The organism is Porphyrobacter sp. AAP82, from assembly GCF_000331285.1.
GTDB lineage: Bacteria > Pseudomonadota > Alphaproteobacteria > Sphingomonadales > Sphingomonadaceae > Erythrobacter.
Map to the genome: position 1 here is coordinate 196,388 of NZ_ANFX01000032.1, position 25,511 is coordinate 221,898.

General features: G+C 68.8%; 29 protein-coding genes. 13 read left to right on the forward strand and 16 right to left on the reverse strand.

The window, feature by feature from the left end:
- Positions 1-2: 2 nt before the first annotated feature.
- Both D620_RS0110870 and D620_RS0110875 read right to left on the reverse strand, forming a co-directional pair.
- Positions 3-356, reverse strand: coding sequence for an ArsR/SmtB family transcription factor (locus tag D620_RS0110870; RefSeq protein ID WP_017665838.1), 354 nt, complete (start codon positions 354-356; stop codon positions 3-5).
- Positions 353-985: a peroxiredoxin gene (locus D620_RS0110875; RefSeq protein WP_033376694.1), complete on the reverse strand. Its 633-nt coding sequence runs from the start codon at positions 983-985 to the stop codon at positions 353-355. Before D620_RS0110875 ends, D620_RS0110870 begins: the two co-directional genes overlap by 4 nt.
- Before the next feature lie 75 nt (positions 986-1,060).
- On the opposite strand from D620_RS0110875, the gene D620_RS0110880 reads away from it, so the two are divergent.
- The 9 genes from D620_RS0110880 to D620_RS16430 all read left to right on the forward strand — a co-directional run bounded on the left by D620_RS0110880 (position 1,061) and on the right by D620_RS16430 (position 7,530).
- On the forward strand, positions 1,061-1,993 hold the full coding sequence (locus D620_RS0110880) for an MBL fold metallo-hydrolase (RefSeq protein WP_017665840.1): 933 nt from the start codon (positions 1,061-1,063) through the stop codon (positions 1,991-1,993).
- Positions 1,990-2,439 (forward strand): YeeE/YedE family protein, encoded by a 450-nt coding sequence (locus D620_RS0110885; RefSeq protein ID WP_017665841.1) that lies wholly within the window; start codon positions 1,990-1,992, stop codon positions 2,437-2,439. The genes D620_RS0110880 and D620_RS0110885 overlap by 4 nt, the downstream gene beginning before the upstream one ends.
- On the forward strand, positions 2,436-2,855 hold the full coding sequence (locus tag D620_RS0110890) for a DUF6691 family protein (protein ID WP_017665842.1): 420 nt from the start codon (positions 2,436-2,438) through the stop codon (positions 2,853-2,855). Before D620_RS0110885 ends, D620_RS0110890 begins: the two co-directional genes overlap by 4 nt.
- A gap of 88 nt (positions 2,856-2,943) precedes the next feature.
- Complete coding sequence (locus tag D620_RS15225) at positions 2,944-4,398, forward strand: cytochrome ubiquinol oxidase subunit I (RefSeq protein ID WP_017665843.1); 1,455 nt, start codon at positions 2,944-2,946, stop codon at positions 4,396-4,398.
- The gene (cydB, locus tag D620_RS0110900) at positions 4,398-5,393 is read left to right on the forward strand and encodes a cytochrome d ubiquinol oxidase subunit II (RefSeq protein WP_017665844.1); all 996 of its coding nucleotides are present in this window, start codon (positions 4,398-4,400) and stop codon (positions 5,391-5,393) included. The genes D620_RS15225 and cydB overlap by 1 nt, the downstream gene beginning before the upstream one ends.
- Positions 5,393-5,575 carry a DUF2474 domain-containing protein gene (locus D620_RS16920; protein WP_017665845.1) on the forward strand — a complete coding sequence of 61 codons (183 nt, stop codon included), beginning with the start codon at positions 5,393-5,395 and terminating at the stop codon, positions 5,573-5,575. The genes cydB and D620_RS16920 overlap by 1 nt, the downstream gene beginning before the upstream one ends.
- The gene (locus D620_RS0110910; RefSeq protein WP_017665846.1) at positions 5,572-5,919 is read left to right on the forward strand and encodes a thiol-disulfide oxidoreductase DCC family protein; all 348 of its coding nucleotides are present in this window, start codon (positions 5,572-5,574) and stop codon (positions 5,917-5,919) included. Before D620_RS16920 ends, D620_RS0110910 begins: the two co-directional genes overlap by 4 nt.
- A 132-nt stretch (positions 5,920-6,051) precedes the next feature.
- The gene (locus D620_RS0110915; protein ID WP_017665847.1) at positions 6,052-7,218 is read left to right on the forward strand and encodes an alpha-hydroxy-acid oxidizing protein; all 1,167 of its coding nucleotides are present in this window, start codon (positions 6,052-6,054) and stop codon (positions 7,216-7,218) included.
- A 162-nt stretch (positions 7,219-7,380) separates the two neighbouring features.
- Positions 7,381-7,530, forward strand: coding sequence for a hypothetical protein (locus tag D620_RS16430; protein ID WP_155800110.1), 150 nt, complete (start codon positions 7,381-7,383; stop codon positions 7,528-7,530).
- Here the strand turns inward: D620_RS16430 and D620_RS0110925 are convergent.
- The 8 genes from D620_RS0110925 to tsaD form a co-directional block, all read right to left on the reverse strand.
- Positions 7,527-8,981: an NAD-dependent succinate-semialdehyde dehydrogenase gene (locus tag D620_RS0110925; RefSeq protein ID WP_017665849.1), complete on the reverse strand. Its 1,455-nt coding sequence runs from the start codon at positions 8,979-8,981 to the stop codon at positions 7,527-7,529. The two genes, D620_RS16430 and D620_RS0110925, sit on opposite strands and share 4 nt — an antisense overlap.
- Positions 8,982-9,047: 66 nt before the next feature.
- Positions 9,048-10,058 carry a fumarylacetoacetate hydrolase family protein gene (locus D620_RS0110930; RefSeq protein ID WP_017665850.1) on the reverse strand — a complete coding sequence of 337 codons (1,011 nt, stop codon included), beginning with the start codon at positions 10,056-10,058 and terminating at the stop codon, positions 9,048-9,050.
- A 26-nt stretch (positions 10,059-10,084) separates the two neighbouring features.
- Positions 10,085-10,720, reverse strand: coding sequence for a maleylacetoacetate isomerase (gene maiA / locus D620_RS0110935; protein ID WP_026092145.1), 636 nt, complete (start codon positions 10,718-10,720; stop codon positions 10,085-10,087).
- Positions 10,721-10,991: 271 nt separating this feature from the next.
- Positions 10,992-11,348, reverse strand: coding sequence for a response regulator (locus D620_RS0110940; protein ID WP_033376614.1), 357 nt, complete (start codon positions 11,346-11,348; stop codon positions 10,992-10,994).
- A gap of 73 nt (positions 11,349-11,421) precedes the next feature.
- Positions 11,422-12,000 carry a helix-hairpin-helix domain-containing protein gene (locus D620_RS0110945; RefSeq protein ID WP_017665853.1) on the reverse strand — a complete coding sequence of 193 codons (579 nt, stop codon included), beginning with the start codon at positions 11,998-12,000 and terminating at the stop codon, positions 11,422-11,424.
- 92 nt (positions 12,001-12,092) lie between these two features.
- Entirely contained in the window at positions 12,093-13,640 is a 1,548-nt protein-coding gene (locus D620_RS0110950) for a lipopolysaccharide biosynthesis protein (RefSeq protein ID WP_017665854.1), read from the reverse strand.
- Positions 13,637-14,695, reverse strand: a complete 1,059-nt coding sequence (locus D620_RS0110955) for an NAD(P)H-dependent glycerol-3-phosphate dehydrogenase (RefSeq protein WP_017665855.1) — start codon at positions 14,693-14,695, stop codon at positions 13,637-13,639. Before D620_RS0110955 ends, D620_RS0110950 begins: the two co-directional genes overlap by 4 nt.
- The gene (tsaD, locus tag D620_RS0110960; RefSeq protein ID WP_017665856.1) at positions 14,692-15,777 is read right to left on the reverse strand and encodes a tRNA (adenosine(37)-N6)-threonylcarbamoyltransferase complex transferase subunit TsaD; all 1,086 of its coding nucleotides are present in this window, start codon (positions 15,775-15,777) and stop codon (positions 14,692-14,694) included. The genes D620_RS0110955 and tsaD overlap by 4 nt, the downstream gene beginning before the upstream one ends.
- Positions 15,778-15,821: 44 nt before the next feature.
- Between tsaD and hemC the strand changes: the two genes are divergently transcribed.
- The 3 genes from hemC to D620_RS0110975 are packed head-to-tail and all read left to right on the forward strand — an operon-like array spanning position 15,822 to position 18,424.
- Positions 15,822-16,763 (forward strand): hydroxymethylbilane synthase, encoded by a 942-nt coding sequence (gene hemC / locus D620_RS0110965; protein WP_081596582.1) that lies wholly within the window; start codon positions 15,822-15,824, stop codon positions 16,761-16,763.
- Positions 16,760-17,476, forward strand: coding sequence for a uroporphyrinogen-III synthase (locus D620_RS15235; protein ID WP_017665858.1), 717 nt, complete (start codon positions 16,760-16,762; stop codon positions 17,474-17,476). The genes hemC and D620_RS15235 overlap by 4 nt, the downstream gene beginning before the upstream one ends.
- 48 nt (positions 17,477-17,524) lie before the next feature.
- Positions 17,525-18,424 (forward strand): hypothetical protein, encoded by a 900-nt coding sequence (locus D620_RS0110975; protein ID WP_033376617.1) that lies wholly within the window; start codon positions 17,525-17,527, stop codon positions 18,422-18,424.
- 460 nt (positions 18,425-18,884) lie between these two features.
- Here the strand turns inward: D620_RS0110975 and D620_RS0110980 are convergent, their stop codons facing one another.
- Complete coding sequence (locus tag D620_RS0110980) at positions 18,885-20,051, reverse strand: FAD-dependent monooxygenase (protein WP_155800115.1); 1,167 nt, start codon at positions 20,049-20,051, stop codon at positions 18,885-18,887.
- 140 nt (positions 20,052-20,191) lie between these two features.
- On the opposite strand from D620_RS0110980, the gene D620_RS0110985 reads away from it, so the two are divergent.
- Positions 20,192-22,252: a protein-disulfide reductase DsbD family protein gene (locus D620_RS0110985; RefSeq protein ID WP_051020595.1), complete on the forward strand. Its 2,061-nt coding sequence runs from the start codon at positions 20,192-20,194 to the stop codon at positions 22,250-22,252.
- Here the strand turns inward: D620_RS0110985 and D620_RS15845 are convergent.
- From D620_RS15845 to D620_RS16050, 5 genes are all read right to left on the reverse strand, one after another.
- Complete coding sequence (locus D620_RS15845) at positions 22,238-22,840, reverse strand: hypothetical protein (RefSeq protein WP_017665862.1); 603 nt, start codon at positions 22,838-22,840, stop codon at positions 22,238-22,240. The two genes, D620_RS0110985 and D620_RS15845, sit on opposite strands and share 15 nt — an antisense overlap.
- The gene (locus tag D620_RS0110995) at positions 22,837-24,351 is read right to left on the reverse strand and encodes a S10 family peptidase (RefSeq protein WP_017665863.1); all 1,515 of its coding nucleotides are present in this window, start codon (positions 24,349-24,351) and stop codon (positions 22,837-22,839) included. Before D620_RS0110995 ends, D620_RS15845 begins: the two co-directional genes overlap by 4 nt.
- 77 nt (positions 24,352-24,428) lie before the next feature.
- On the reverse strand, positions 24,429-24,749 hold the full coding sequence (locus D620_RS0111000; protein WP_026092149.1) for a HigA family addiction module antitoxin: 321 nt from the start codon (positions 24,747-24,749) through the stop codon (positions 24,429-24,431).
- Positions 24,724-25,005, reverse strand: a complete 282-nt coding sequence (locus tag D620_RS0111005) for a type II toxin-antitoxin system RelE/ParE family toxin (protein ID WP_017665865.1) — start codon at positions 25,003-25,005, stop codon at positions 24,724-24,726. Before D620_RS0111005 ends, D620_RS0111000 begins: the two co-directional genes overlap by 26 nt.
- On the reverse strand, positions 25,002-25,511 hold a 510-nt coding region (locus tag D620_RS16050), incomplete at its 5' end, for a DUF4357 domain-containing protein (RefSeq protein WP_233992059.1). The genes D620_RS16050 and D620_RS0111005, both read right to left, overlap by 4 nt.

The window sequence follows — 25,511 nt, forward strand, 5'->3', positions numbered from 1 at the left end:
CCTCAGGAAAGCCGCGCGAAATTTGCGACCCCGGGGGCGGTGATACGTTGCGGGGCGGGGGTGATTGCGGCGGTCTGACCGCCCGGCGCGAGGCCGGATAGCGCGCCTGTCACCTCGCCGATGGCGGTGCTTGCCAATGCATAGAACACCAGCTTGGCATCCTTGCGCGTGACCACCAGCCCGGCCTTGCGCAGCACGCCCAATTGCTGCGAGAGCGCGGGCTGTCCGATGCCGGTCGCCTGCTCGATCTCGCCGACATTGCGCTCGCCCGCCGCCAGCGCGGCGAGGATGCGCCAGCGCAGCGGGTGGGCGAGCGCCTTCAGCGCCTCGACAAGGGCCGGCTCGGCGATGCTCACGCCGAAGGCCCCGTCTGGCGCAGGAACCACGCGGTCGCCTCTTCGGCGTCGAACACCGCGTCGAGATCGTGGCCGGGCGCCTCGAGCAGCGGGTCGCCCGGTTGCCAGTTGGCGGGCGCGAGCGCGCCTTGCGCATCGACCGCCCTGAGCCCGTCAAGCATGCGCAGCATCTCGGGGATCGAGCGGCCGAGGTTGGCCGGATAGCAGGTCATCGCCCGGATCACCCCGTGGGGGTCGATGAAGAAGGACGATCTCACTGCGCCGCTGTCGCGGTCGGCGGCGCAGACCATGCCGAAGGCGCGGGCGATGACCATCGTCGGATCCTCGATGATCGGGAAGCGCACCTCGACGCCGAACCGGTCGCGGATCATGCGCAGCCAGGCGAAGTGGGCAAAGAGGCTGTCGACCGAGAGCGCCATGAGGTCGCAGCCGCGCTGCGCGAAGGCCGGGGCCTCGCGGGCGAGGGCGACAAACTCGGTGGTGCACACCGGGGTGAAGTCCGCCGGGTGCGAGAACAGCACCAGCCAGCGGCCGCGATGGGCGGAGAGCCTGACCGGGCCGATGGTGCTGCGCGCCTCGAAATCGGGGGCGAGGTCGCCGATGCGCGGGGGCGGGGCGGGATGATCCATGCCGGGGGCATAGTCCTTGACCGGCCTCATTGCAATATATATACACGATTTATGAAAGTGAATGGAGGAACGGCGATGGACAGACATGATCCGGCGCTCGATCAGGCCAGTGCAAATGCCGAACGCGCTTTCGCCGAACCCGCCTTGCGTCCCGAAATCGCGAGCTTTTTCGATCCCGTCACCTTCACTGTCACCCACGTCGTCCACGATCCCGCCACGCGCGAGGCGGCGATTATCGACTCGGTGCTCGATTTCGATCCGGCCTCGGGCCGCACCGCCACCACCTCTGCCGATGCGGTGGTTGCGCATGTCACTTTGCAAAATCTGAAAGTGACATGGCTGCTCGAAACCCATGCCCATGCCGATCACTTCTCGGCCGCGCCCTACCTGCAAGAGAAGCTCGGCGGGAAAATCGCTATCGGCGCCGCGATCACCCGGGTCCAGCAGGTGTTCGGCAAGCTGTTCAACGCCGGCACCGAATTTGCCTGCGACGGATCGCAATTCGATGCACTGTTCGAGGACGGCGACAGCTTTGCCATCGGCAATCTGACGGTCACGGTCCTCCACGTCCCCGGCCACACGCCTGCCTGCATCGCCTATGCGGTGGGGGATGCGGTGTTCGTGGGCGACACCATGTTCATGCCCGACTACGGGACCGCGCGCGCCGATTTCCCGGGCGGCGACGCGCGCACCCTCTACCGTTCGTTGCGCCGCATCCTCGCGCTCCCGCCTGCCACGCGGCTGTTCCTGTGCCACGACTACCTGCCCGAGGGCCGCAGCGACTATGTGTGGGAGACCACCGTTGCCGCCGAGCGCGCGGGCAATGTGCACGCCCATGACGCGATCAGCGAGGACGAATTCGTCGCGATGCGCGAGGCCCGCGATGCCGGGCTTGCCATGCCGCGCCTGATCCTGCCGAGCGTGCAGGTCAACATGCGTGCCGGCCACCTGCCGCCGCCGGACGAGAACGGCATCGTCTACCTCAAGCTGCCGGTGAACGCGGTATGACCTTGCCGGGCTTTCCCGATGCCGCGCCGGTCGCAGGGCTTGGCGGCGGCGTGCTGATCGGCCTTGCCGCTGCGCTGATGCTGCTTGGCGCGGGGCGGATCGCGGGGGTCTTGGGGATTGCCGCGCGCGCTTTCGGGATCGCCGACAGCGCCTTGCCGCGTGCGCAGGCCTTCGCCTTTCTCGTCGGGCTTCCGCTCGGCACGCTGGTCGTGATGCGTCTGACGGGCGACCCCGCGCCTGCCTTTGCCGGGCCGCTGCCGCTGATTGTCGCAGGGCTCCTTGTCGGCATCGGCACCCGTCTCGGCAGCGGCTGCACCAGCGGGCACGGGGTATGCGGGATGAGCCGTCTCTCGCAGCGCTCGCTGGTGGCGGTCGCGACCTTCATGGCGACCGGCTTTGCGACCGTGGCGGCGATGAATGCCCTCGGCATTGCGGTGCTGCCATGATCCGCGCGCTGGTCGTCCCGCTGGTCTCGGGTACCATTTTCGGAGCAGGGCTCACCATCGGCGGCATGACCGATCCGGCACGGGTGCGCGGCTTTCTCGACCTGTTCGGTGATTGGGACCCGACGCTCGCCTTCGTGATGGGCGGTGCGGTGGCCGTGATGGCGATCGCCTGGGCGATCCAGCGCCGGATGCAGCGCCCCGCCTTGGCCGAGGCCTTCTCCCTTCCCGACCGCTCCGACATCACCGTGCCTCTGATAGCCGGTTCGGCGCTGTTCGGCGTGGGCTGGGCGATTGCCGGCCTGTGCCCCGGCCCGGCCTTTGCCGCGCTCGCCATAGACCCGCTTGCGGCGGCGATCTTCCTTGCCGCGATGCTCGCCGGAATGGCGATAGCGCGACCCTTCGAAGCGCGCGGCTGAGACGGTTTGCAACCCTTTGCCTGTCCAACCGTATAGCTCATGCAGCGATTGCAATTGATCGCCGAGGCCATGGGATTACCTGCCGATCATGTTCGAGAACCTTGACGCCCTGCTGCTCGCGCGGATCCAGTTTGCCTTCACGGTGAGCTTCCACTTCTTCTTCCCCTCGTTCTCGATCGGCCTGGCAAGCTACCTCATGGTGCTCGAGGGGCTGTGGCTGAAGACGGGCAAGCCGGTCTATCTCGACCTCTTCAAATACTGGCTCAAGATCTTCGCGATCGCCTTTGCGATGGGCGTCGTCTCGGGGATCGTCATGTCCTACCAGTTCGGCACCAACTGGTCGGTGTTCTCCGACAAGGCCGGGCCGGTGATCGGGCCATTGATGGCCTACGAGGTGCTGACCGCCTTCTTCCTTGAAGCCGGCTTTCTCGGCGTGATGCTGTTCGGGATGCAGAAGGTCGGCAAGAAGCTGCACTTCTTCGCGACCTTCATGGTGGCTCTGGGCACCTTCGTTTCGGCCTTCTGGATCCTCAGCGTCAACAGCTGGATGCAGACGCCGACCGGCTATCTGATCGGCGAGAACGGCCAGTTCCTGCCCGGCGAGAGCTGGACCGCGATCATCTTCAACCTGAGCTTTCCCTACCGCCTCGTCCACACGGTGATGGCGGCCTATCTGACCACCGCCTTCGTGGTCGGAGCCGTGGGCGCATGGCACCTGCTCAAGGACCGCGCCAACCCGCATGCCCGCAAGATGTTCTCGATGGCGATGTGGATGGCGGCGATCGTCACCCCGGCGCAGATCTTCGCGGGCGACATGCACGGATTGAATACCCTCGAGCACCAGCCCGCCAAGGTGATGGCGATGGAGGGGCACTACCAGTCCCACCCCGATGGCGCGCCGCTGATCCTGTTCGGCATTCCCGACAGCGAGGCGAAAACCGTGCGCTACGCCATCGAGATCCCCAAGCTGTCCTCGCTGATCCTCAAGCACGAGCTGGACGCGCCCCTGAAGGGCCTCGACACCGTGCCCGATGACCGCGAGCCGCCGGTCGGCATCCTGTTCTGGAGCTTCCGCATCATGGTCGGCATCGGCTTTGCCATGCTCGGGATCGGGCTGTGGAGCCTGTTGGGCAGAGCGCGCGGACGGCTCTACGACATGCCGTGGCTGCACCGCGCCGCCGTGCTGATGGGCCCATCGGGCTTTGCCGCGGTGCTCGCCGGATGGATCACCACCGAGGTCGGCCGCCAGCCTTTCGTCATCTACGGGCTCTTGCGGACTGCCGATGCGGCCAGCCCGCTGGATGCGCCCGCAGTCGCCGCATCGCTGCTTGCCTTCATTCTCGTCTACTTCACCGTCTTCGGGATCGGCGTGTGGTATATCCTCAAGCTGATGGGCAAGGCGCCGCACCCGGGCGAATACGGGGTCAAGCGCGGCGATGTCGGCCCGATCCGCACTGCCGGCATCACCCCGGGGCCGACGCAGAACCCGGGCGGCGCGGAAACCCTGCCCACGCAGGCGCCTGACGAGAAGGAGCCGGTGTGATGGACCTCACCGTCGTCTGGGCCTTCATCATCGCCTTTGCGGTCTTCGCCTATGTGGTGATGGACGGGTTCGATCTCGGCATCGGCATCCTCTTTCCCACCTTCAAGGCCGGGCGCGAGCGGGACCGGGCGATGAACTCGATCGCGCCGGTGTGGGACGGGAACGAGACCTGGCTGGTGCTGGGGGGAGGGGGCCTCTTCGCGGCCTTCCCGCTCGCCTATGCGGTGATCCTTCCGGCGACCTATCCGCTGATCATCGCGATGCTGCTCGGCCTCGTGTTTCGCGGGGTCGCCTTCGAATACCGCTGGCGCGATCCTGCGCATCAGGCGTTCTGGGACATGGCCTTTTCGGGTGGCAGCCTCGTCGCGGCGCTGGCGCAGGGGATGACGCTGGGCGCGCTGCTGCAAGGCATCGAGGTGGAGGGCCGCGCCTATGCGGGCAGCTGGTGGGACTGGCTCACGCCCTACACGCTCCTCACCGGCCTCGGCACGGTGGCGGGCTATGCCTTGCTGGGGAGCACCTGGCTGATCTGGAAGCTCGACGGGGAGGAGCAGGCGCACGCCCGCAAGCTCGCGATCCGCTGGGGCGCGGCGACGATCGTGCTGATGGGCGCGGTGAGCCTCTACAACATCGCCTTGAACGCCGATTACGCCGCGCGCTGGCTGTCGGCGCCGGAGGTCTATTACGTCGCCCCGGTGCCGATCCTGACCGCGATCGTCGCACTCTCGATGCTGCGCGCGATCCTCAAGGACCGCAATTCCAAGCCCTTCTGGCTGGGGATCGCCCTGTTTTTCCTCGGCATGAGCGGGCTTGGCGTCACGATCTGGCCCTATGCCGTGCCTGAAAGCGTCACCATCTGGGAAGCGGCCGCGCCCTACCGCAGCCAAGCCTTCATGCTGGTGGGCGTCGCGCTGACCCTGCCGCTGATCCTCGCCTACACCGCCTGGGCCTATTGGGTGTTCCGCGGCAAGGTGGCGGACGAGGGGTATCACTGATGCTGGCGCCCACGAGCTTGGAGCCGGAGCCGGAACAGCCCCCGCGCTCAAGTAGCGACGCGGTAACGCACAAGGACGCCCCCTTCTGGCAACGCTTCCTGTGGATGATCGGCATCTGGGCCGCCAGCGTCGCGGTGCTGGGCGCGGTTGCCTGGATCATCCGCCTGTGGATCGCGCCATGAGCGGCCCGGTCAAGGTCTGGTATGACGGCGCCTGCCCGCTGTGCCTGCGCGAGATCGCGCTGATGCGGCGATTGGACCGGCGCGGGGCCATCGCCTTCGTCGATGTCGCGAGCGGCGCGGACCCCTCCTGCCCCGTCGACCGCGCGCAGCTGCTGGCGCGCTTCCATGCCGAAGAGGACGGGGTGATCCATGATGGCGCGGCGGCCTTCGCCGCGATGTGGCGCGCGATCCCGGTGCTGCGCCCGCTGGGGCTGGCGGCGAGCAACCCCCTCGTGCTGCGTCTGCTCGAAGCGCTGTACTTGCGCTTCCTGCGCCTGCGCCCGCGCCTGCAACGCCTGTTCTAGGCTTTGGCTGTCGCATCGCTTGAGCGGAAAACCGGTGCCCACTTTTCCGCGCGATGCTCCCGAAAACCCCTTGCCCTGACGCACCGCATCGGCTGATCTTCCGTGCAAAGACACAGGGAGAGACCAACCGCCATGACCAATTACGGCGCGATGCAGAACGAGATCTACAACGCCGGACTGCGCGGCATCCTGCCCACCTGGCCGGTCGATTTCGCCGGCCTCGAAAAGCGCGCGCATCAGGCTCTGGGGCCGATGCTCACCAATTATGTCGCCGGCGGATGCGGGGACGAGCATACGCAGGACCAGAACGCGGCCGCCTTCCACCATTGGGGCATGGTGCCGCGCATGATGGTCGATTGTTCGACGCGCGACCTTTCGATCGAACTCTTCGGTCACCGCTACCCGACGCCGCTGTTCATGGCCCCCATCGGTTTGAACGGAGAAGCCTCGCAGGACCGCCATGGCGACCTCGCCGCCGCGCGCGCCTCGGCGCTGACGGGGGTGCCCTTCTGCGCCTCGACCCTCGCCAATGATCCGCTCGAGGAGGTGAAGGCGGCCTGCGGGGAGACGCCTGCGTGGTTCCAGCTCTATACGCCCAAGAACCGCGAACTGGCGACAAGCCTGATCCGCCGCGCCGAGGACGCCGGCTACACGGCGCTGGTGGTGACGCTCGATACCTGGGTGACCGGCTGGCGGCCGCGCGATCTCAACGCCTCGAATTTCCCGCAGCTGCGGGGCAAGGTGCTCCAGAACTACTTCACCGACCCCGTGTTCCGCTCGCTCCTGGCGCGCCCGCCCGAGGAAGACCCGGCCGCCGCGATCTTCACCTGGGCGGCCACCTTCGGCCAGGTGCTGACGTGGGAGGACATGGCGTGGTTCAAGTCCGTGACCAGGCTCCCCATCGTGCTGAAGGGCATCTGCCACCCCGACGACGCGCGCCGCGCGGTCGATTGCGGGGCGGACGCGGTCTATTGCTCGAACCATGGCGGGCGGCAGGCCAATGGCGGGATCGCGACCATCGACCTCCTGGCCGATGTGGTCGCGGCATCAGGCGACACCCCGGTGCTGTTTGACAGCGGAATCCGATCGGGCACCGATGCTGTCAAGGCGCTCGCGCTGGGTGCCCGCGCGGTCGGTGTCGGGCGGCCCTACACCTATGGTCTCGCGCTTGGCGGGGCCGAGGGCGCGGCGTGGGTGCTCCGCTCGATCCTTGCCGAGGCGGACCTGCTGATGGCGGTCAACGGCTACCCCACGCTGGCCGAAGTGCGCGCCGCCGGAGCCCGTCGCACCGGGCCCTAGGGGGTTTTTTGCCACACCCCGGGAACAAACCCGGATGGACATGCTTCAGGATATTGACGCCCGCCTAAGGAAATTTGCGCAGGCGCACGATACGACTCGTTTATCCACAGCTTTGGTGTTAGCTACTGCAACTTAAAAATACGCGATTCGGGGACGCGACTGATGGAAAAACCGACTTTCTGGTCGAGCCGGCCAGATCCGATGCGCCGCACTGTCTGTTTTTACGACGAGGCATCGCGCCAGGCGCGCTATGGCCGCATCCAGCCGATGGAACAGCAGCCCCGGTCCCTGCTCTCGCGCTTTCTCGGCTAACCGCCAGATTTCGCCAGCATCACCAGCTTGGTGTCGGTGAAGGCGAGGTAACCTTCCTCTCCGCCTTCCGATCCGAAGCCGCTGTCGCCGACCCCGCCGAACGGGGTTTCGGGTGAAGAGACGATAAGCTGGTTGATCCCCACCATCCCGGCCCGCAGGCTGCGGCCGAGGTAATGCGCCTCGTCGAGATTGCCCGAGAAGGCATAAGCGGCAAGGCCGTAGCGCAGGCTGTTGGCGATGCCGACCGCATCCTCGATCGTGTCGAAGGGGACGATCCCGGCGATGGGGCCGAACGGCTCTTCGGTCATGAAGCGGCTGTCGGGCGCGGGGTTGGCGATGACGGTGGGCTGGAAGAAGAACCCGCTGCCCTCGATCGCCGCGCCGCCGGTCACCACCTCGCCGCGGGTCCCGCCCGTATCGGCGACCACCTGCTGCATCGCGGCAATGCGCCTTGCGTGGGCGAGCGGGCCCATGTCGACGCTATCGTCCGCGCCCGGATCGCCGACCTTGAGCTTGCTCGCGACCGCGGCAAAATCGGCGACGAAGCTGTCGTAGATCTCGCGCGCCACCAGAAAACGGGTCGGCGAGACGCACACCTGCCCTGCATTGCGGAACTTGGTCAGCGCGCACATCACCGCCGCACGCGCGACATCGGCGTGCTTGCTGACGATCACCGGCGCGTGCCCGCCCAGTTCGGGCGCAAACCGCTTCATGTGGGTCGCCGCGAGCGCGCCCAGCTGCTTGCCGATCGCGGTCGATCCGGTGAAGCTCACCTTGCGGGTGACGGGCGAGGCGACGAGGCGCTCGGCAATCGGACCGGGATCGCCATGGACGAGATTGAGCACGCCCGCCGGCACGCCTGCATCGACGAAGCACTGGACCAGCAGCTGTGCGCTGCCCGGCGTGTTTTCGGCCGGTTTCAGGATCGCGGTGCACCCGGCCGCGAGCGCGCCCGCGATCTTCTTGGCAGGCAGGTTCACCGGGAAGTTCCACGGGGTGAGCAGCACCGCCGGGCCAATCGGCTCATGCGTCACCATCTGCGCGATCAGCTGGGTCCCGCGCGTCGGGATCAGCCGGCCGCCGCGGCGCTTGGCTTCCTCGCCGAGGAAGTGGAGCACATCGACCGAGCCGGTGATCTCGCCCAGCGCCTGCGCGCGCGGCTTGCCCATTTCGGCCGTGACAACCCTTGCGATCTCCGGCGCCCGCTCGCGCAGCAGATCGGCAGCGCGGCGCAGGATGGCGTGACGCTCCGCCCCCGAGGTCGCGCTCCACGCCGGGAAGGCATAGCCTGCCGCCTTCAATGCGGCATCGAGCTGGGCGGGGCCCGCCTTGGGGCACTGCGCGATGGCGGCACCGGTCGCCGGGTTCACGACATCCATCACCCCCGCATCGCCGTTTTCCACCCACTGGCCGGCAATGAACATCTTGAGGGTCGGGTAGGCGGCGGTCATGGAGCGTTCCTTCAGGGGGGATGGGCAGGAGGCCTAGGTGGGGTCGGGCGGGATCGGGACAAGCCCCTATACGGCGACAACGTGCTGTTCGATCGCGCCGAAGATCGAATGATTGTCGCGATCGCGCATCTCGATCCGCACCGCGTCGCCCGCTTGCATGAAGGGGGTCCTGGGCGCGCCGTCCTCGATGGTCTCGATCATGCGGATTTCGGCGATGCACGAATAGCCCGCGCCGCCTTCGCTGACCGGCTTGCCCGGCCCGCCATCGGCGCCCTTGTTCGAGACCGTGCCGGTGCCGATGATCGTGCCCGCAGCAAGATTGCGGGTCCTGGCCGCGTGCGCCACCAGCTGCGCGAGGTTGAAGGTCGCGTCCGCCCCGGCATTTGCCCGGCCGAAGGGCGCACCGTTCAGTTCAACCCTCAGCGGCAGGTGGATCAGGCAGTCCGCCCAGGCATCGCCCAGCTCGTCGGGCGTCACCGCGACCGGCGAGAAGGCGCTGGCGGGCTTGGACTGGAAGAAGCCGAAGCCCTTTTCCAGCTCGGCCGGGATCAGGCCGCGCAAGGAAACGTCGTTGACCAGCATCAGCAGGCGGATATGCGCGGCAGCCTCCTCCGGCGTCACCCCCATCGGCACATCGCCGGTGATGCAGGCGATCTCGCCCTCCATGTCGCAGCCCCAGGCAGGGTCGCTAAGCGGGATGTCCTGACGCGGACGCAGGAAGCTGTCCGATCCGCCCTGATACATCAGCGGGTCGTGGTAGAAACGCTCGGGCACCTTGGCCCCGCGCGCCTGCCGGACGAGCTCCACGTGGTTGATATAGGCGCTGCCATCGGCCCACTGGTAGGCGCGCGGCAGGGGCGAGTGCGCCTGGCGTTCGTGGAAGCGCTCGCACGGCACCGCCTCGTGCTCGACATCGCGGGCGAGCACTTCGAGCTCGGGCGCGACCCGCTCCCAGTTGTCGAGCGCGGCCTGCATGGTCGGCGCGATGTAGCCTGCCGCACAGCAGCGGGTGAGGTCCTTGCTGACCACCACCAGCATCCCGTCGCGCGTGCCGTTGTCGAGGGTTGCGAGTTTCATGTCTTGTCCTCCCGAGACCTATGTATTTATACCGCGTCGATCTGCCTGTCGGGGTGCGCCGCTGCAAAGGCGGGGAGCGCGAGGCAGGCGGCCTCGATGCGGGTCATGTGGGGGCTTGCCGACAGGTCGTAGGCAAAGCGCCGCGCGTTGGCGAGCTGCGGGACCAGCACGATCTCGAACAGCCCCGGCGCGCCGGCGTGGAGGAAATCCCCCGTCCCCAGCTGTGTGAGGCGGGCTTCGACCGGATCGAGCGTGCGCTTCAGCCAGGTGCGGTACCAGATGTCGATCTCGTCCTGGGTATGGCCGAGCGGGTCTTTCAGATATTTGAGCACCGGCAGGTTGTTCACCGCGTGGATTTCGGTCGCGATCCCGTAGGCGAGTTCGCGTGCCGTGTAGCGCGCCTCGATATCGGCAGGCAGGAAGGGCGGAGCCGGATAGGCCTCGTCAAGCCATTCGAGCAGCGCCATCGATTGCGCGCGGTCACGCCCGCCCGCTTCGAGCATCGGAAGCGAGCCGAAGGGATTGCGCTGCGTGAAGGCGGCATCCTTGTTTTCGCCGGTGCGCAGATCGACAGGGATGTTCTCGTAGGCGAGGCCCTTGAGGTTAAGGGCAATGCGCAGGCGGTAGGAGGTGGACGAGCGGAAGTAGCCGTAGAGTTTCATGCTTTTGCTTTCCGCACCCCATCCGGCGCGCGACATCCTCGCTCACGCGGCCTTTCGGCCCGGTGTCCCGCCTGGCGCGGTTCAGCTTCGCTTCCGCTGCGGGCGGCCGTCCAGCCTTGCGGGCCAATCGGCCCGAGGCCCGTGACGGCAAATCCCGGCATGGGGGCGCCTGCTTGCCTTACAGCCACACGCAATTGCTCCTGCCTGTCTTGCTCGTCCCAGCCATTGCAGGGTTCAGGCGGGGGAGCAAGGGGCGGAGCGTGGTTGCCGCTCAGGCCGGGGTCAGCGCGCGGCTCACCGCGCCGAGCAGTTCGGCCGGCGGGCAGGGCTTCACCAGCGTCGTCGCCGTGGGAAAGCGCATCGCCAGCGCGCGCGTGTCCTCGGGATCGGAATGGAGGATCACCGGCACATTCTCGTCGATGAGCTTCTGCGCCAGTTCCAGGCTCAGCCCGTCAGCCAGCTCGATATCGAGCAGCGCCACATCGGGGCGTTCCTTCTGGCAGGCGAGCATCGCCGAGGAAATCCCGGCATGCGGCCCTTCCACCTCGTAACCCGCTTCTTCGAAGGTATCGCACAGATCGAAGCCGGTTATGTACTCGTCTTCGGCCACCAAGATTCGCAAAGTCATCGGTTCTCTCCCGTGTTAACGAATCCCATGAGCGGGACTGTATCACGGTTTGGACGTCAAACTGCGCGGAATCTCATCCATTATTGCCGAATCTTGCGGTGAAGCCCGCCTCGTCTCCCGCAGCGAGAAATCGCGCCTGCTCGACCCACTGGTCGCGGTTGATACGGCCCGAGAAACGGCCGAGCCTGGCGTCGATGCGCTCGATCTCCTCGGGGGTCCAGGCGGCGATCTGGGCGAAGGTGGTGATGCCGAATTCGCCGAGCAAGGCAGCAAGCTTGGGGCCGAGGCCCTTGATGCGGGTGAGGTCGTCGGCCGGACCCGCGGCGGCCGGCGCGGGCGCGGGCGCGGGGTCGGGGGCGGGTCCGGCCTCCTCGTCGGTGCCGAGCGGCGCGGCGGAGGTGACCTGCGCATTGGCCATCGCCGACAGCTCGCCCTGGATGATCTCGATCCCGCGCGGCGCGTCGATCAGCGCCTGGTTGCGCTGGGCAGGGGCCGCGCCGTCCTCCAGCACGTCGCGGAAAATGCCGGGCGCGCCCTCCTCGCCCGTCACCCGGGCGCGGCGACTGGTGCGGCTGATGATCCACACCAGCACCGCCAGAAGGGCCAGCGCGATGAGGATCAGCGGGAGATAGGCGGTCAGATCGGCGGACATGGGGGCGGGGGTCTCCGGTGGGAATCGCTAAGAAGTCGGGCGCTTTAGCAGTCTGCGCGCGCTTCGCCCATGCACCAGGTTGGTGCAAGGCTTCAGGCGAGGTCGGTCGCCGGATCGGGGACAACCTGCTTGCGGAACAAGACCTTGTCGTCCTCGCCGAAGCCGCGCCGCCACACCACCAGCGCATAGACGCCGAGCACTGCGGGGATGCCGAGGACGAGCTCGGCCCATTCGGGCGCCCAGGTGAAGGCATAGCCTACCACCACCGCAGGGGCAGCGGCGTGGACCAGCGCCCAGCGCCAGTTGGAGACCGGAGCGCCCAGCAGCCGCTTCAAGAGCAGCGCCTTCACCAGGCTCGAAACCGCCAGCGCCACCATCAGCGCGCCGGCCGCGCCTGCCGCCTCGAAGCCGTTGCCGAGCCCGAGGCGGTCCGCCGCCTCGATCAGCGCGATCGTCAGGCCCGCCTGCAAGCCGATGATCGCGACCGAGATCGCCAGATTGCGCTTCCTGGCGATATAGACCAGCACGCTTTCCGAGACGACCGCCATCGAGGCGGCGACCTCGGCGGCGAGCAGCAGGGCGAGCGCGGCGGTGCCCGCGACATAGTCCGGCCCCCACAGCCCCATCACCGCCTCGCCCGGCACGCCGAGCATCAGCGCGATGCCCAGCTGCACGGCGATGATCCAGAACCCCACCTGCCGCACCTGCGCGGCGATCGCCGCCATGTTGCCGGTGCGCAGGTTCTTGGTGATGACCGGCGAGAGGATCGGCTCGAAGCTGGTCTTGAGCTTCTGCGGAAGGGACGCGATCTGCTGGGCGGCATAATAGATGCCCACCGCCTGCGGCGGCGCGAACAGGCCGAGGATGAAGATGTCGAGCAGCCGCGTGCCGCGCTCGATCGCGTCGGCGCCGACCAGCGGGAAGGCGCGCGCCGCCATCGCCGCCATCGCCCGCGGGCGCGGCTGCCAGCCGCGCGGCAGGCCATAGGTGCGCAGGAACGGCCAGGCGGTGGTCAGCAAGGCGGCGAAGATCGAGACGATATAGGCCAGCGCCAGCCCGCTCTCGCGCGTGGCGGGCAGGGTGAAGAACACCCCTGCGCCGATCGAGATCGTCCACGGCTCGATGATCGCGCGGGCGCGCACCGTGGTCGCGATATCGAAGCGGTAGGCTTGCGCTGCGAGCAGGATCTCGGTGACGGCAAAGGCGGGGATGGTGGCGACCAGCCAGATGTCCCAGGCTGAGTTCATCCCGTTGGGGAACATCGGCTCGGGGAAAACCAGCAGCACCCCCGCCGCCACCGCCGAATAGCCGAGCGCCAGCAGGATGCCATCGTAGACGAGATTGGTCTCGGCCCCGCGGTCCTCGCCCGCGCCCTCGGACAGGCGCTGCGCAAGGCCGCGCTTCTCGCCCAGCGAGCACACCAGCGCGATGATCTCGATCAGCACCAGCGCCGAAGCGAAGCGGCCCAGCGCCTCGGCACCGTAAAGGCGGGTGGCGATGACGAGGAAGGGGATGCGCGCGATCAGCCGGATCACGAAGCCCAGCGTATTGGTGCGCCCGCCCTTGGCGAGCCTGGCGAGATCGTCGGTGTCGTCTGCGGCGGGAGGGGCGGCAGGGGAGGCGGCGGGAAGCGTGGTCAAGCGCGCTGGTCCCGTTCGGCCCCGTCGCGCTCGGCTTTCAGCGGGCGGGCGAGCAAGCCGGCAACCACGGCGCGCGCATCCTCGCCCTTGAGGATCGCATCGACTGCGGCGACGATCGGCATCGGGATGCCGCGTTCTTGCGCCAGTCCGGCGAGCACGGGGGCGGTATGCGCGCCCTCGGCAACGGTGCGGCGGTCGGCCATGAGGCCGGCAGCCGAAGCGCCTTCGCCCCCCGATTCTCCCAGCGCCTTGCCGAGGCTGAAGTTGCGGCTCGAGGTCGAGGAACAGGTCAGCACCAGATCGCCCAGCCCGCACAGGCCCGAGAGCGTCTCGGCCCGCGCGCCCAGCGCCTCGCCGAAGCGCAGCATCTCGGCATAGCCGCGCGCAATCAGTGCCGCGCGCGCGTTCTGGCCGAGGCCGAGGCCTTCGACCACACCGCAGGCGATGGCGAGCACATTCTTGACCGCGCCGCCGATCTCGGCGCCCGCGACATCGTCGGAGTAATAGGGCCGGAAGGCGGGCCGCGCGAGCGCGGGGGCGAGGCGCTCCCACTGTTCGCGGCCTCCCGAGCAGGCGAGGGTGACGGCGGTGGGGAGGCCAGCGGCGACCTCGTGCGCGAAGGTCGGGCCGGAAAGGACCGCGACCGCGCTGCCCGGCGCCGCCTCGCGGGCGACGTCGTTCATCAGCCTGCCGGTCCCTGCCTCGATGCCCTTGGAGCACAGCACCAGATCGCGGGGGTAGGCGGGAAGGCTCGCCAGCACGCGGCCGAGCACCTGCGCAGGGGTCACGACCAGCACGGTGTCGAGTTGCGCGAGGTCCGCCAGCTCCGCTGTCGCGCGGATGGTCGGGGCAAGGGTCGCCGAGGGCAGGTAGAGCGGGTTGCGGTGTCCGGCGTTGACCGCTTCGACCACCTCGGGCTCATAGGCCCACAGGATCACCTCGCGCCCGTCGCAGCTCAGCATCTGGGCCAGCGCCGTGCCCCATGCGCCCGCGCCGATGACGCCGATGGTTTCGAGGTCGCTCATGCCCACGCCGGTCGTGCCCACGCCGCTCATGCCTTGTATCCTGCCCCGCGCACCGCCTCGGCAGCCGGATCGAGCGGCCAGCGCGGGCGGGCGACGAAATCGAGCGGGTCGCCGGCAAAGCCCTCGCCCTCCTGCGCGAGGCGTTCGATCCCCGCCCAGGCGATCATCGCCGCGTTATCGGTGCACAGGGCCAGCGGCGGGGCGGTGAAGCGCATCGCGTGCCTCGCTGCAAGGGCTTCGAGCGCCGCGCGCACCGTCTTGTTGGCGGCCACGCCGCCCGCAACCACCAGCGCCGGGAAGGGGCCCGCGCGCCCGAGCGCCAGTTCCAGCCGGTCGATCAGGCATTCCACCGCCGCCTGCTGGAAGCTCGCCGCGATATCGGCAGGGCGGTGCGCGCCGCTCTCCACCGCGCGCAGCACCGCGCTCTTGAGCCCGGCGAAGGAGAAGTGCGGTTCGGCCGAGCCCTTGAGGGGGCGGGGCAGGGGCACGGCCTTGGGATCGCCCTCCAGCGCCAGCCGTTCCACTGCGGGGCCTCCGGGATAGCCGAGCGCCAAGATCTTGGCGGTCTTGTCGAAGGCCTCGCCCAGCGCGTCGTCGATGGTGGTGGCAAGGCGGCGGTATTGGCCGACGCCCGTGACGGCGAGGATCTGGCAATGCCCGCCCGAGACGAGCAGCAGCAGATAGGGAAAGGCCAGCCCGGCATCGGCGAGCCGGGGCGAGAGCGCGTGGCCCTCCAGATGGTTGACCGCCAGCAGCGGCTTGCCCGATGCCATCGCCAGTGCCTTGGCGCTCACCAGCCCGACCATGACCCCGCCGATCAGCCCCGGCCCGGCGGTCGCGGCGATGGCGTCGACCTTGTCGAGGGCGATGCCCGCATCGCCCATCACCTTCGCGAGCATGGGCGCCAGCCGCTCGGCATGGGCGCGCGCGGCGATCTCGGGCACGACGCCGCCATAGGGGGCATGTTCGGCCTCCTGGCTGGCGATCGCCTGCGCCACGATCGTCCCGTCGCCGCGCACCAGCGCGACCGCGGTCTCGTCGCAGCTCGATTCGATCCCCAGAACAAGGCGCCCGGGTGCTGCGGTGTCAGATGTGTGTGCTGCTGAGCCCATCCGGCTTCCATCTAGTCCTTGTGCGGGCTAGAGCAAGCGCGGCCATGACTGAACCTCAACGAACCGCACCCATCATCCGCCTCGGCACCCGCAATTCCCCGCTGGCGATGGCGCAAGCCTTCGAGACCCGCGCACGCCTGTGCGCCGCCCACGGCTGGGCCGAGGATGCGGTCGAGCTTGTCCCCGTGCTGGCGAGCGGCGACAAGGTGCTCGACCGCCCGCTTGCCGAGATCGGCGGCAAGGCGCTGTGGACCAAGGAGCTCGACCAGTGGCTCGGCGAGGGGCGGATCGACATCGCGGTGCATTCGGCCAAGGACGTCGAGACGATCCGCCCGCAGGCCTTCCACTTCCCCGCCTTCCTGCCGCGCGCCGACCGGCGTGACAGCCTGGTGGGCGCGGCCAGCATCGCCGCGATCCCGCACGGCGCCACCGTCGGCACCAGCGCGCCGCGGCGGGCGGCCCAGCTCCTCAACCTGAGGCCCGATTGCAAGGTCGTGACCTTCCGCGGCAACGTCGCAACGCGCCTCAGGAAGCTCGCCGAGGGCGAGGCCGATGTGACCTTCCTCGCGGCTGCCGGGCTCGAACGGCTCGATCAGTCCGCGGTGGGCACGCCCTTGTCGCCGGACGAGTGGATCCCCGCCGCCGCCCAAGGCGTCATCGCCATCGAGTGCCGCGCCGATGACGCTGCCACCACCGCGCTCCTCGCCGCCATCGACCATGCCCCCACCCGCGCCGAACTGGAGGCCGAGCGCGCCCTGCTCGCAGCGCTCGGGGGCACCTGCCACTCGCCGGTCGCGGTGCTGTGCGAGGGTGCGGGCGAGACCCTGCGCATGCGCGCCGCCCTGTTCTCGCCCGACGGGGCCGCGCGGATCGAGGGCAGCGCCGCCTTTGCCCGTGGCGATCATGCCGCGCTCGGGGCGCTCGCCGCCGACCTCCTCGCCCGCGCTCCCGAGAGCATCACCGCCCACTTCCGGGCGGGCGTTTGAGCTTCCGCCTGCTCGCCGTGCGGCCCGAGCCCGGGCTGAGCGCGACGCTGGACAAGGCCCGCACCGGCGGCGCCGCGATCACCGGCCTGCCGCTCTCGGCGATCCGCCCGCTCGCCTGGGACTGCCCCGATCCTGCCGGCATCGACGGCCTGCTGATCGGCAGCGCCAACGCCATCCTCCACGGCGGGCCGCACCTCGCCCGCCTCGCCGCCAAGCCGGTCTTCGCCGTGGGCGAGGCGACCGCGGCGGCCGCGCGGGCCGCCGGGCTGAGCGTCGCCATGACCGGCAGCGGCGGCCTCCAGGGCGTGCTCGATGCCATCGCGCCCCCCCGCCACCTGCTGCGCATCGCGGGCGAGGAGCATGTGCCGCTCGTGCCGCCCGCAGGCGTCACCTTCGCCGAGGTGATCGCCTACCGCTCCGCGCCCCTGCCGCTTGATCCGGCAGCCCCCCTGCTGGGGTCGGGCGAGGCGCTGGTGCTGCTGCACTCGGCCGCTACCGCCAGCCACTTTGCCGCCGAGTGCGACCGGCTCGGCCTTGCCCGCGCCCGCATCACCCTCGCCGCCCTCGGCCCGCGCATCGCGGCGGCCGCCGGCGAGGGCTGGGCCGGGGTCCACACGGCCGCCCGGCCCGACGAGGGCACCTTGCTGCAATTGGCATTTGACTTGTGCGATGAGGCACGCTCCATTCCCCCCATCCCGCCCCGGCAGCCGTAGCAGCGTGCGCTGGGGCCAGCAGAGCACAGGTCGCAAGAACGGATCGCCATGGCATCGCAGCCACAACCATCGCTGAACACCCCGCCGCGCGCGGGCGGATCGATGCGCGGCGCGCTGGTCGCCGTCTTGCTTGCCTTCGCGCTCGGCGCGGGGCTGGCGGGCGGAGCGGTGTGGTACAACCTCGCCGGAACCCCTGCACAGCAGCCCCTCGCCCCCGCCGCCTCGCCCGCCGCCGCTGCCGCACCCGTCCCTGCACTTGGCCCGAGCCCCACGCCGCTTGCTGCGGCTGCCGCCAAGGTCGAACAGGTCGCCGAGCAGCAGGGCGGCATCGACCAGCGCCTTGCCGCCGCCGAGCAGCGCCTCACCCGGCTCGACCTCCAGGCGCAAGCGGCGGCCGGCAACGCGGCCCGCGCCGAGAGCCTGCTGATCGCCTTCGCCACCCGCCGCGCGGTCGAGCGCGGTGCGGAGCTCGGATACCTTGCCGACCAGCTGCGCCTGCGCTTCGGCGACCAGTGGCCCAACGCCGTCGGCACCATCATCGACTTCGCGCGCAACCCGGTCCGGCTCGACAGCCTCGTCGCCCGGCTCGAGGGGCTCGGGCCGCAGCTCGAGCAGACGAGCGAGGGCCCCTCGTGGGGCGCCTTCAAGCGCGAATTGAAGGAGCTGTTCGTGTTCCGCCGCCAGACCACCCCCTCGCCGCAGCCCGCCAAGCGCCTCGAACGCGCGCGCTGGGCGCTGGAGCAGGGCCGGTACCAGGCCGCGATCGACGAGGTGCGCGGGATGCCCGGCGCGGCCAAGGCGGCAGCCTGGATCAGGGACGCGGAACGCTACAAGAAGGCGATGGACGCATTGGAAGTGATCGAGACCGCCACCGTGCTCGACCAGCGCGGGGTGCGCGACGGAGCGGGCAATCCGGTGCGCGCGCTGAGCCCGCTGGTGCTGCCCTAGGCCGGCCCGTCCGCGCGTGTAGGAGACAATGAGACACTGTCCTGGGGCGAAAGAGCTGCCCTCCTTCTGGCGGCGATTGGACGGGGCAGGAAGGGCGCGCGGCGCGGGTCATGGGCGGATCATGTCAGGGCAGGGGCGTGTAGGAAAGCGCTGATTTTCTTATGGTCTGTAGTGTGGACGGACCCCCATCTCGTCACCCCAGCGGTTGCGAAGCACAACCGAAGGTTGAACGCTGGGGCCTAGGGCGGCGCAGCGCCGACACTTGTTACCGCAAGGCACTGCGCTAAACTGATCGCGCTCTCAGCCAAGCCGGGAGGCAAGACTTGGCGGGGGGAACAGCTGGGCCTCGAGAGAAGCAGTTGGATTTCTCCCGTCCTCCCGACACCAGAGTCAGCAACGGAATGTTGTGCGGACCGCCCTAGGCTCCAGCTTGCGCTGGAGTGACGGAGAATGCGCAACTCTACCCCCGCAGCAGTTCCGGCAGATCGCCCGAGACCCCGCGCGCCTCGTCCATGAAGAACTGCTTCAAGAGCGGCGTCCGCTGCACCGCCGCCATGCCGAGGCGGCGCACTGCGCTGGCCGTCTTGCCGGGGACACCGAACAGCCGCGTCAGCCCGTCGGTCGCCAGCGCGACCATGAAGCTGTCGAGCCCGCGCCAGTTTTCATAGCGCTTCAAGGTTTCTGGATCGCCCGGATCGAGCCCCAGCCGCGCGCCCTCGGCGAGCACCTCCACCAGCGCGCCCACGTCCCTGAGGCCGAGGTTGAGGCCCTGCCCGGCGATGGGGTGGATGCCATGCGCCGAATCCCCGATCAGCGCCAAGCGTTCGGCGGTGATCCTGGCGGTGTGGTGGAAGCCCAAGGGATAGGACGAGCGGTGGCCGACGCTGAGCACGCGGCCCAACACGCCCCCCATGCGCTTCTCGACCTCGGCGAGGAAGGCCCGGTCGCCCAGTTTGGTAACGCCCGCCGCGTCATCCTCCGACACGGTCCACACCAGCGAGCAGCGGTGGGTGCCGTCGGCATCGTCGTTGAGCGGCAGCAGCGCGAAGGGGCCGGCGGGGTAGAAGATTTCCCAGGCGACATTGCCGTGGGGCTGTTCGTGGGTGAGCCCGCAGATGATCGCGCGGTGCTTGTAATCCCACTTGGCGATGGAGATGCCGGCCGCATCGCGGGTCGGCGACTGGCGGCCTTCGGCAGCGACCATCAACCGGCCCTTGAATGTGCGCCCGTCGGCCAGCACTGCGGCAACGCCATATTCGCTGCGCTGGCGATCGACGACCGTGGCGAGCGGGGTCCATTCGATCAGCGGCTCCTTCGCCGCCGCCTCGAACAGCGCGAGGCGCAGCCGGCGGTTGGGGAACATCCGGCCCAAGGTGCCGTCACCCTCGCCGGGGACGAAATCGAGGCGGCCGGGCTTCTGCTGGTCGGTCACGGCGATGGCAGCGATGTCGCAGGCGAATTGTTCGAGGCCCTCGGCGATGCCGATATTGGCAAACAGGTGCCAGCTTGCGGTCGAGATCGCGGTGGCGCGGTCATCGAAGCCTTCGGCGGTCAGTTCGGCCGGGTCGGCGCGGTCGATGACGTGGCTCGACAGGCCCTTCTTCGCCGCCGCCAGTGCCAGCGTCATGCCCACCAGGCCGCCGCCGAGGATGACGAGGTCGCGGGGCTTGTCTGAAGTTGCTGTCACCGTGGCGGCTCCGATTGCGAATGTGGCCTGTCATGCCTAGAGGGTAGCGAGTGCACCGCGCAAGAATCTTCACGACCCCGATGCGTCAATTGCTTGCATGGCTGCTTGCGCTGGCCGCAAGCGTGATGCTCGCCGCGCCCGCCATCGCGCAGGGCGGCCAAGGCGGCGATCCGCTGATCGGGTCGGACAATATCGCGGTCACGCTCCACGCCGAGGGCGCGCCTGCCGAGGGCAGGGAATGGCTGCTCGCGCTCCATTTCGTGCCCAGGGGCCCCGAATGGCACGGCTACTGGTCGAACCCTGGCGATGCGGGGGCGGGGATGCAATTGAAGCTCGACCTGCCGCCCGATTGGGAGGTGGGCGAGGCGCGCTATCCGGTGCCCCGGCAGCTGGTGGTCAGCGGCCTGATGAACCACATCTACGCCGGCCCCTACACGGTGCTGGTGCCGGTCACCCCGGGACCGAGCGTCAAGGGCTGGAGCGGGCCGGTGGGGGGCACGCTCGATTACCTCGCCTGCACCGACCAGATCTGCGTGCCGCAATTCGCGCGCCTGTCTGCGCAGGCCGGCGGCGACTTCGCCCGCTGGCGGGCCGCGGCGGCGCCGCTGCTCGATGCCAACGCGCGCTTCGCGATTTCGGGCAAGACCCTGCGCCTCGCGATCCCGCTGCCCGAGGCCATGGGGCTCGATGCGCCGCATGTGTTCATCGCCAACGACCGGCTCGTCTCCTACAGCGCGGCGCAGACCTTCCGCCGCAGGGGCGACCTGCTGGTCGCGGAAATCCCGCTCGACGAATTCGGGACCGGCAAGGCCGCCAGCGTCTCGGGCATCCTCGCTTTCGGCGACAGCGATGCGGGCGGCTTCGCGTTCAAGGCCGATCTCGGCGCGGTGCCGACGGGGGGCGAACTGGTCGCGGGGCCGCAGAATAGCGCCGCCCCGCCGGTCTGGACGCTGGTGCTGGGCGCGCTCTTGGGCGGCCTCATCCTCAACATCATGCCCTGCGTTTTCCCGATCCTGAGCCTGAAGGCGATCGCGCTCGCCCGCGCCGGCGAGCGCGAGGCAGCCAATGAGGGGCGCGCGCGCGCCGAGGGGCTTGCCTATACTGCGGGCGTGGTGCTCGCCTGCGTGGGCCTCGGCGCATTGCTGCTGGCGCTGCGCGCGGCGGGCGAGCAGGTCGGCTGGGCGTTCCAGTTGCAGCAGCCGGGCGTGGTGGTCGGCCTGCTGGTGCTCGCCGCTGCGATCACCGCCAATTTTGCCGGGCTGTTCGAGCTGCCTGCGATCTCGGTCAGCATGGGCGGCGAGAAGACCGGGGCCTTCGCCACGGGGCTGCTTGCCGCCTTTGTGGCGACGCCGTGCACCGGGCCTTTCATGGCCGCAGCCTTGGGCGCGGCGCTGGTGCTGCCGGTCCCGCAGGCGCTGGTGCTGTTCGCGCTGCTGGGGCTGGGGCTGGCGCTGCCGTTCCTGGCGCTGGGCTTCGTGCCGCCCTTGCGGCGGATGCTGCCAAGGCCCGGCGCGTGGATGGAGCGGTTCCGGCGGATCATGGCGATCCCGATGGGCCTCACCGCGCTGGCGCTGGTGTGGCTGACGGTGCAGCTGGGCGGACGGCCCTTCGCGATTGTCGCGCTGGTGCTGGTGCTGGGCGTGCTGGTGGCGCTGTTCGTGGTCGGCAGGCTCCAGCGCGGAGGCAAGATGGCGTGGCCCGCCTTCGGGCTGGTGGCCGCGCCCTTCCTTGCCTTTGCCGCCATCGCGCTCCCCCATGTCTACGAGGCAAGGGCCGGCACGGCGCGCGCGAGCATCCTTGCCAGCCAGCCCTTCAGCGCCGAGGCGCTGGCCAAGGCGCGGGGCGAGGGCAAGCCGGTGTTCCTCTATTTCACCGCCGATTGGTGCGTGACCTGCAAGGTCAACGAGGCGAGTTCGATCGAGCGCGAGAGCACCCGGGCGGCCTTCGAGAAGGCGGGCGTCACGGTGCTGGTCGGCGACTGGACGCGGCGCGATGCGGCGATCACGCAGTTCCTGACTGCGCAGGGCGCGGCGGGCGTGCCGCTTTACCTGTGGTATGCGCCCGGCGCGGGCGCGCCCGCGCAATTGCCGCAGGTGCTCACCCCCGATCTGCTGGCGCGGAAGGCGTCAGGGGATCGGTGAAAGCGTCATCGGGACGTTGGGCACCTCCAACGGCACCGGCAGCGGCACCAGCGGCGGAATGCCCCGGCACGCGGTCACCAGCGCCATCGGCAGCGGGCTGGGGTTGAGCTTCAGGAGGCCCGCGCCCGGCACTGTCACCGTCGCCTCGCGCGCGGGCTTCAGCGCGTCCCATTCGGGCGTGAGCGCCGGGGCCTCTCCCGCCCACACCCGCTGGCCCCCGAGGCTCGCCGCATCGACGGGGAAGCGCCCGATATAGCCGTTGCCGATCAGCGCCAGCAGCGCGCTCGCGCCCGGGTCCGCCGGGGCATGACGGGTGATCCTGATCCGCGCCTCGGGGGCCTGCGCGTCGCGGCATTCGATCGCGAGCAGCACCGGCTGGCCGGGAATGCCGTAGACGAGGCGCAGGGGGTTGGAAGTGGATGCCCAGACCGCCCCTGTCACATCGGGCGAGGCGATCGGTTCGGACGGCCCTCCCTCGGGCGCGAGCAGCGAGACCCGCGCCGCCGCGCTATCGGTCGGCGGCGGCTTGCACCCCGCCAGCGCGCCCGCCAGCGCGAGCGCAGTGCACAGCACCTGGCGCCGGATCATCGCGCGCGGATGAATTCGCGGATATCGGCGCTGAGCTTGGCGCGGTCCTCGTCGCGGACATACATCATGTGCCCGGCGTCGTAATATCTCCACGTGATCCGGTCCTGCGGCACGCCCGAACGCTTCAGCGAATATTCCGCGCCGAAGAAGGGCGTGGCGAAATCGTAGTACCCTTGCGCGTTGAACAGCCGCAATCCGCTGTTCTGGCGCATCGCCTGCCCGATCAGCGGCGCGATGTTGAGATAGGCCTGCCGCCCCCATCCGCTCCCCAGCGTCCAGTCCCACTGCCCGCCGACATTGCCGATCGCCTGGTAATTCCGGTCGGTCTTGTAGCCCAGCGTCTCGCGCGTCCAGACGTTGATCGCGGCGGTATAGCCTGCATCGATCCCGTAGAAGCTCGGGTCATTGTCCGGCGTCTCGCCGGCGTTGTCGTAGTCCTTGCCGGTATAGCGCGCGTCGAGCCTGCCGATGGTCAGCCCCCGGTCGCGCAGCAGCTCCTTGTAGAAGCGCTGGTCGGTGACGCGCAGGTTGGCCTCATCGAGATAGGTTTCGGAAAGGCCGGTGAGCCGCGCCAGTTCCTTCCTCACCGCGGCGCGCTCGTCGGCGGGCAGTTCCTCGCCCTTCAGGAGCGTGCTGGCGAAGGGCCCGATCGCGAATTTGCGCGCCTCGGCGACGATCGCCTCCACCGAAGGCGCCTGAACCTTGCCGTGGTAGTAAGCGGCCGCCGCCATGTTCGGCAGGGTGACGATATAGGCCAGCTCGTTGCCGGGAGTGGGCTCGCGGCCCGCGAAGTCGAGGATCGTCGAGATCAGGATGAGGCCGTTCAATCCCACGTCGTTGTAGGTCGAGCCCTCGAGCTCGTCGACCACCATCGCGGTGCGGCTGGTGCCGTAGCTCTCTCCGCCGAGGTATTTCGGCGAGGACCAGCGGCCATTGTCGGCCAGCCAGCGCCGGATCACCTGTGCCACCGCGCGCGCGTCTTGCCTCAGGCCATAATACTTCTTGGGATCGGTGCCCGGGGTCAGATAGCTGAACCCCGTCCCCGGCGGGTCGATGAACACGAGGTCGGCGACGTCGAGCAGGCTGTCGGGATTGTCGAGCAGCGGGTAGGGCAGGGCGCCGTCGTCCTTGCCGTCCGAGGGGATCGCGACCCGCTTGGGCCCGAAAGCCCCCATCTGGAGCCACACCGAGCCCGAACCGGGCCCGCCATTGTAGAGGAAGAACACCGGCCTTGCGGGGTCGGCGGGGGTCTTCACATAGGAGGTGGTCAGGATGACCGCCTCGGCTTTGCCGCTCTCGTCCGAAAGGATCGTGTCGGCCATCGTCACCTTGTAGGGCACGCGCTGCCCGCCGAAGGTGCCGACAAGATCGCGGGAGCGGACCTGCGCCTCGGGCGAGGGCGCGGCGGACTTGGCGGCGCTGTCCGCCTTGGGCGCGTCCTGCGCGAGGGAGGGGGCGGCAAGGGCGAAGGTGCCGGCAGCGGCCAGCAGCGCAATGAGTCGGGTGTTCATGGGGACAGGGGATTGGCAGGCCTGCGGGGCGGGGGTCAAGCGCGGGCGAGGGCGTTGCGCCCAGCTTGGTGAGGCTGTCAGGCGGCGCGGGGAGTGATCCGTTCCAGCTCGCCGTTCAGGGCTCGCTTTGCTGCGCGCAGTTCGGCAATCGTCTGAAGTCGCAGGAAGAAGCCTTCCGACATGCGGAAATAGCGCGAGAGGCGCAGGTCCAGCTCACCGTCGATGCGGGTGGTGCCGTCGATCATCGCTTGCAGGCGCGCGGGTTCGACCGCGATGGCATCGGCCAAGGCGGCGGTGTTGAGCTTCAGAGGCTCCATGAACTCCGAGACCAGCATCTCCCCCGCGTGGGGGATGTGCAGCCAGTCCGAGGTGTCAGTGGTAGTCGACGATTTCGACATCGTATGCGTTTCCGTTGTCCCAGCGGAAGCATATACGCCATTTCATGTTGATGGAAACGGAATGCTGACCGACGCGGTCACGGTCCAGCTCGTGCAGACGGTTGCTCGGCGGGAGTTTGAGGTCGTCGAGGGTGTCAGCCGCATCGATCATGTTGAGCTTCGCCAGCGCGCGCTGCTGGATATCGGCGGGCAGCTTGCGGCTGCGCTTGCCGTTCCAGATGTGCTCGGTTTCTGCGCAGGCGAAGGACTGGATCACTGGAAGTCATCCAAACGACGCCAAATTTTTTGGGTCGGTTGCCATGCATGCCAGAATCGCCAGCCATTTACGTTGGTCCCTGAAATCGCACTTGCAGCATCTGATGGACTAGTCCTCACGACCCCATTCGCATCAACCCATTGGCCGTTTCGGATCTCCGCAAAATGCTCGGCGCCCTTGTAAGTTGCTCGAAGCTTCGTTCCGTCGGGAAAGAAGACTCCATTGAACCAAGCGCCATGTGCGAAAGCGGCTAGGGCGTTCTTAGGTGCGGGCGAATTGGATAGAGCTTTCGCAATCTCGTGGGCCTGTGAGTTGCTGAGCAATGCGTTCAAGGCATTTTCTTGGTTATCAGGCAGAGCGAGCAGGCGGCGAAGCACCTGATTATAGCTGTCACCCTCGTGATTCCGGAGTGCGGTGAGGGCCTTGAAGACGTCGAAGTCGTGACGTGACCCCCTGATTTTCCTCCACGAGCGATTAGAGTCTGGCCTGAAGGAAGGACAGACGAT

What these genes read in the sequence shown, in the direction of transcription:
- hemC (WP_081596582.1), top strand. Translation starts at nt 15,822, where the DNA reads ATGACTGAACCTCAACGAACCGCACCCATCATCCGCCTCGGCACCCGC.
- D620_RS0110880 (WP_017665840.1), top strand. Translation starts at nt 1,061, where the DNA reads ATGGACAGACATGATCCGGCGCTCGATCAGGCCAGTGCAAATGCCGAA.
- D620_RS0110890 (WP_017665842.1), top strand. Translation starts at nt 2,436, where the DNA reads ATGATCCGCGCGCTGGTCGTCCCGCTGGTCTCGGGTACCATTTTCGGA.
- D620_RS0110945 (WP_017665853.1), bottom strand. Translation starts at nt 12,000, where the DNA reads ATGTCCGCCGATCTGACCGCCTATCTCCCGCTGATCCTCATCGCGCTG.
- D620_RS0110910 (WP_017665846.1), top strand. Translation starts at nt 5,572, where the DNA reads ATGAGCGGCCCGGTCAAGGTCTGGTATGACGGCGCCTGCCCGCTGTGC.
- D620_RS0110955 (WP_017665855.1), bottom strand. Translation starts at nt 14,695, where the DNA reads ATGAGCGGCGTGGGCACGACCGGCGTGGGCATGAGCGACCTCGAAACC.
- tsaD (WP_017665856.1), bottom strand. Translation starts at nt 15,777, where the DNA reads ATGGGCTCAGCAGCACACACATCTGACACCGCAGCACCCGGGCGCCTT.
- D620_RS16430 (WP_155800110.1), top strand. Translation starts at nt 7,381, where the DNA reads ATGGAAAAACCGACTTTCTGGTCGAGCCGGCCAGATCCGATGCGCCGC.
- D620_RS0110940 (WP_033376614.1), bottom strand. Translation starts at nt 11,348, where the DNA reads ATGACTTTGCGAATCTTGGTGGCCGAAGACGAGTACATAACCGGCTTC.
- D620_RS0111000 (WP_026092149.1), bottom strand. Translation starts at nt 24,749, where the DNA reads ATGTCGAAATCGTCGACTACCACTGACACCTCGGACTGGCTGCACATC.
- D620_RS0110975 (WP_033376617.1), top strand. Translation starts at nt 17,525, where the DNA reads ATGGCATCGCAGCCACAACCATCGCTGAACACCCCGCCGCGCGCGGGC.
- D620_RS0110875 (WP_033376694.1), bottom strand. Translation starts at nt 985, where the DNA reads ATGGATCATCCCGCCCCGCCCCCGCGCATCGGCGACCTCGCCCCCGAT.
- D620_RS0110885 (WP_017665841.1), top strand. Translation starts at nt 1,990, where the DNA reads ATGACCTTGCCGGGCTTTCCCGATGCCGCGCCGGTCGCAGGGCTTGGC.
- D620_RS16920 (WP_017665845.1), top strand. Translation starts at nt 5,393, where the DNA reads ATGCTGGCGCCCACGAGCTTGGAGCCGGAGCCGGAACAGCCCCCGCGC.
- D620_RS15225 (WP_017665843.1), top strand. Translation starts at nt 2,944, where the DNA reads ATGTTCGAGAACCTTGACGCCCTGCTGCTCGCGCGGATCCAGTTTGCC.
- D620_RS0110925 (WP_017665849.1), bottom strand. Translation starts at nt 8,981, where the DNA reads ATGACCGCCGCCTACCCGACCCTCAAGATGTTCATTGCCGGCCAGTGG.
- D620_RS0110930 (WP_017665850.1), bottom strand. Translation starts at nt 10,058, where the DNA reads ATGAAACTCGCAACCCTCGACAACGGCACGCGCGACGGGATGCTGGTG.
- D620_RS15845 (WP_017665862.1), bottom strand. Translation starts at nt 22,840, where the DNA reads ATGATCCGGCGCCAGGTGCTGTGCACTGCGCTCGCGCTGGCGGGCGCG.
- D620_RS0110980 (WP_155800115.1), bottom strand. Translation starts at nt 20,051, where the DNA reads ATGACGCTGGCACTGGCGGCGGCGAAGAAGGGCCTGTCGAGCCACGTC.
- D620_RS0110995 (WP_017665863.1), bottom strand. Translation starts at nt 24,351, where the DNA reads ATGAACACCCGACTCATTGCGCTGCTGGCCGCTGCCGGCACCTTCGCC.
- cydB (WP_017665844.1), top strand. Translation starts at nt 4,398, where the DNA reads ATGGACCTCACCGTCGTCTGGGCCTTCATCATCGCCTTTGCGGTCTTC.
- maiA (WP_026092145.1), bottom strand. Translation starts at nt 10,720, where the DNA reads ATGAAACTCTACGGCTACTTCCGCTCGTCCACCTCCTACCGCCTGCGC.
- D620_RS0110985 (WP_051020595.1), top strand. Translation starts at nt 20,192, where the DNA reads ATGCGTCAATTGCTTGCATGGCTGCTTGCGCTGGCCGCAAGCGTGATG.
- D620_RS0110915 (WP_017665847.1), top strand. Translation starts at nt 6,052, where the DNA reads ATGACCAATTACGGCGCGATGCAGAACGAGATCTACAACGCCGGACTG.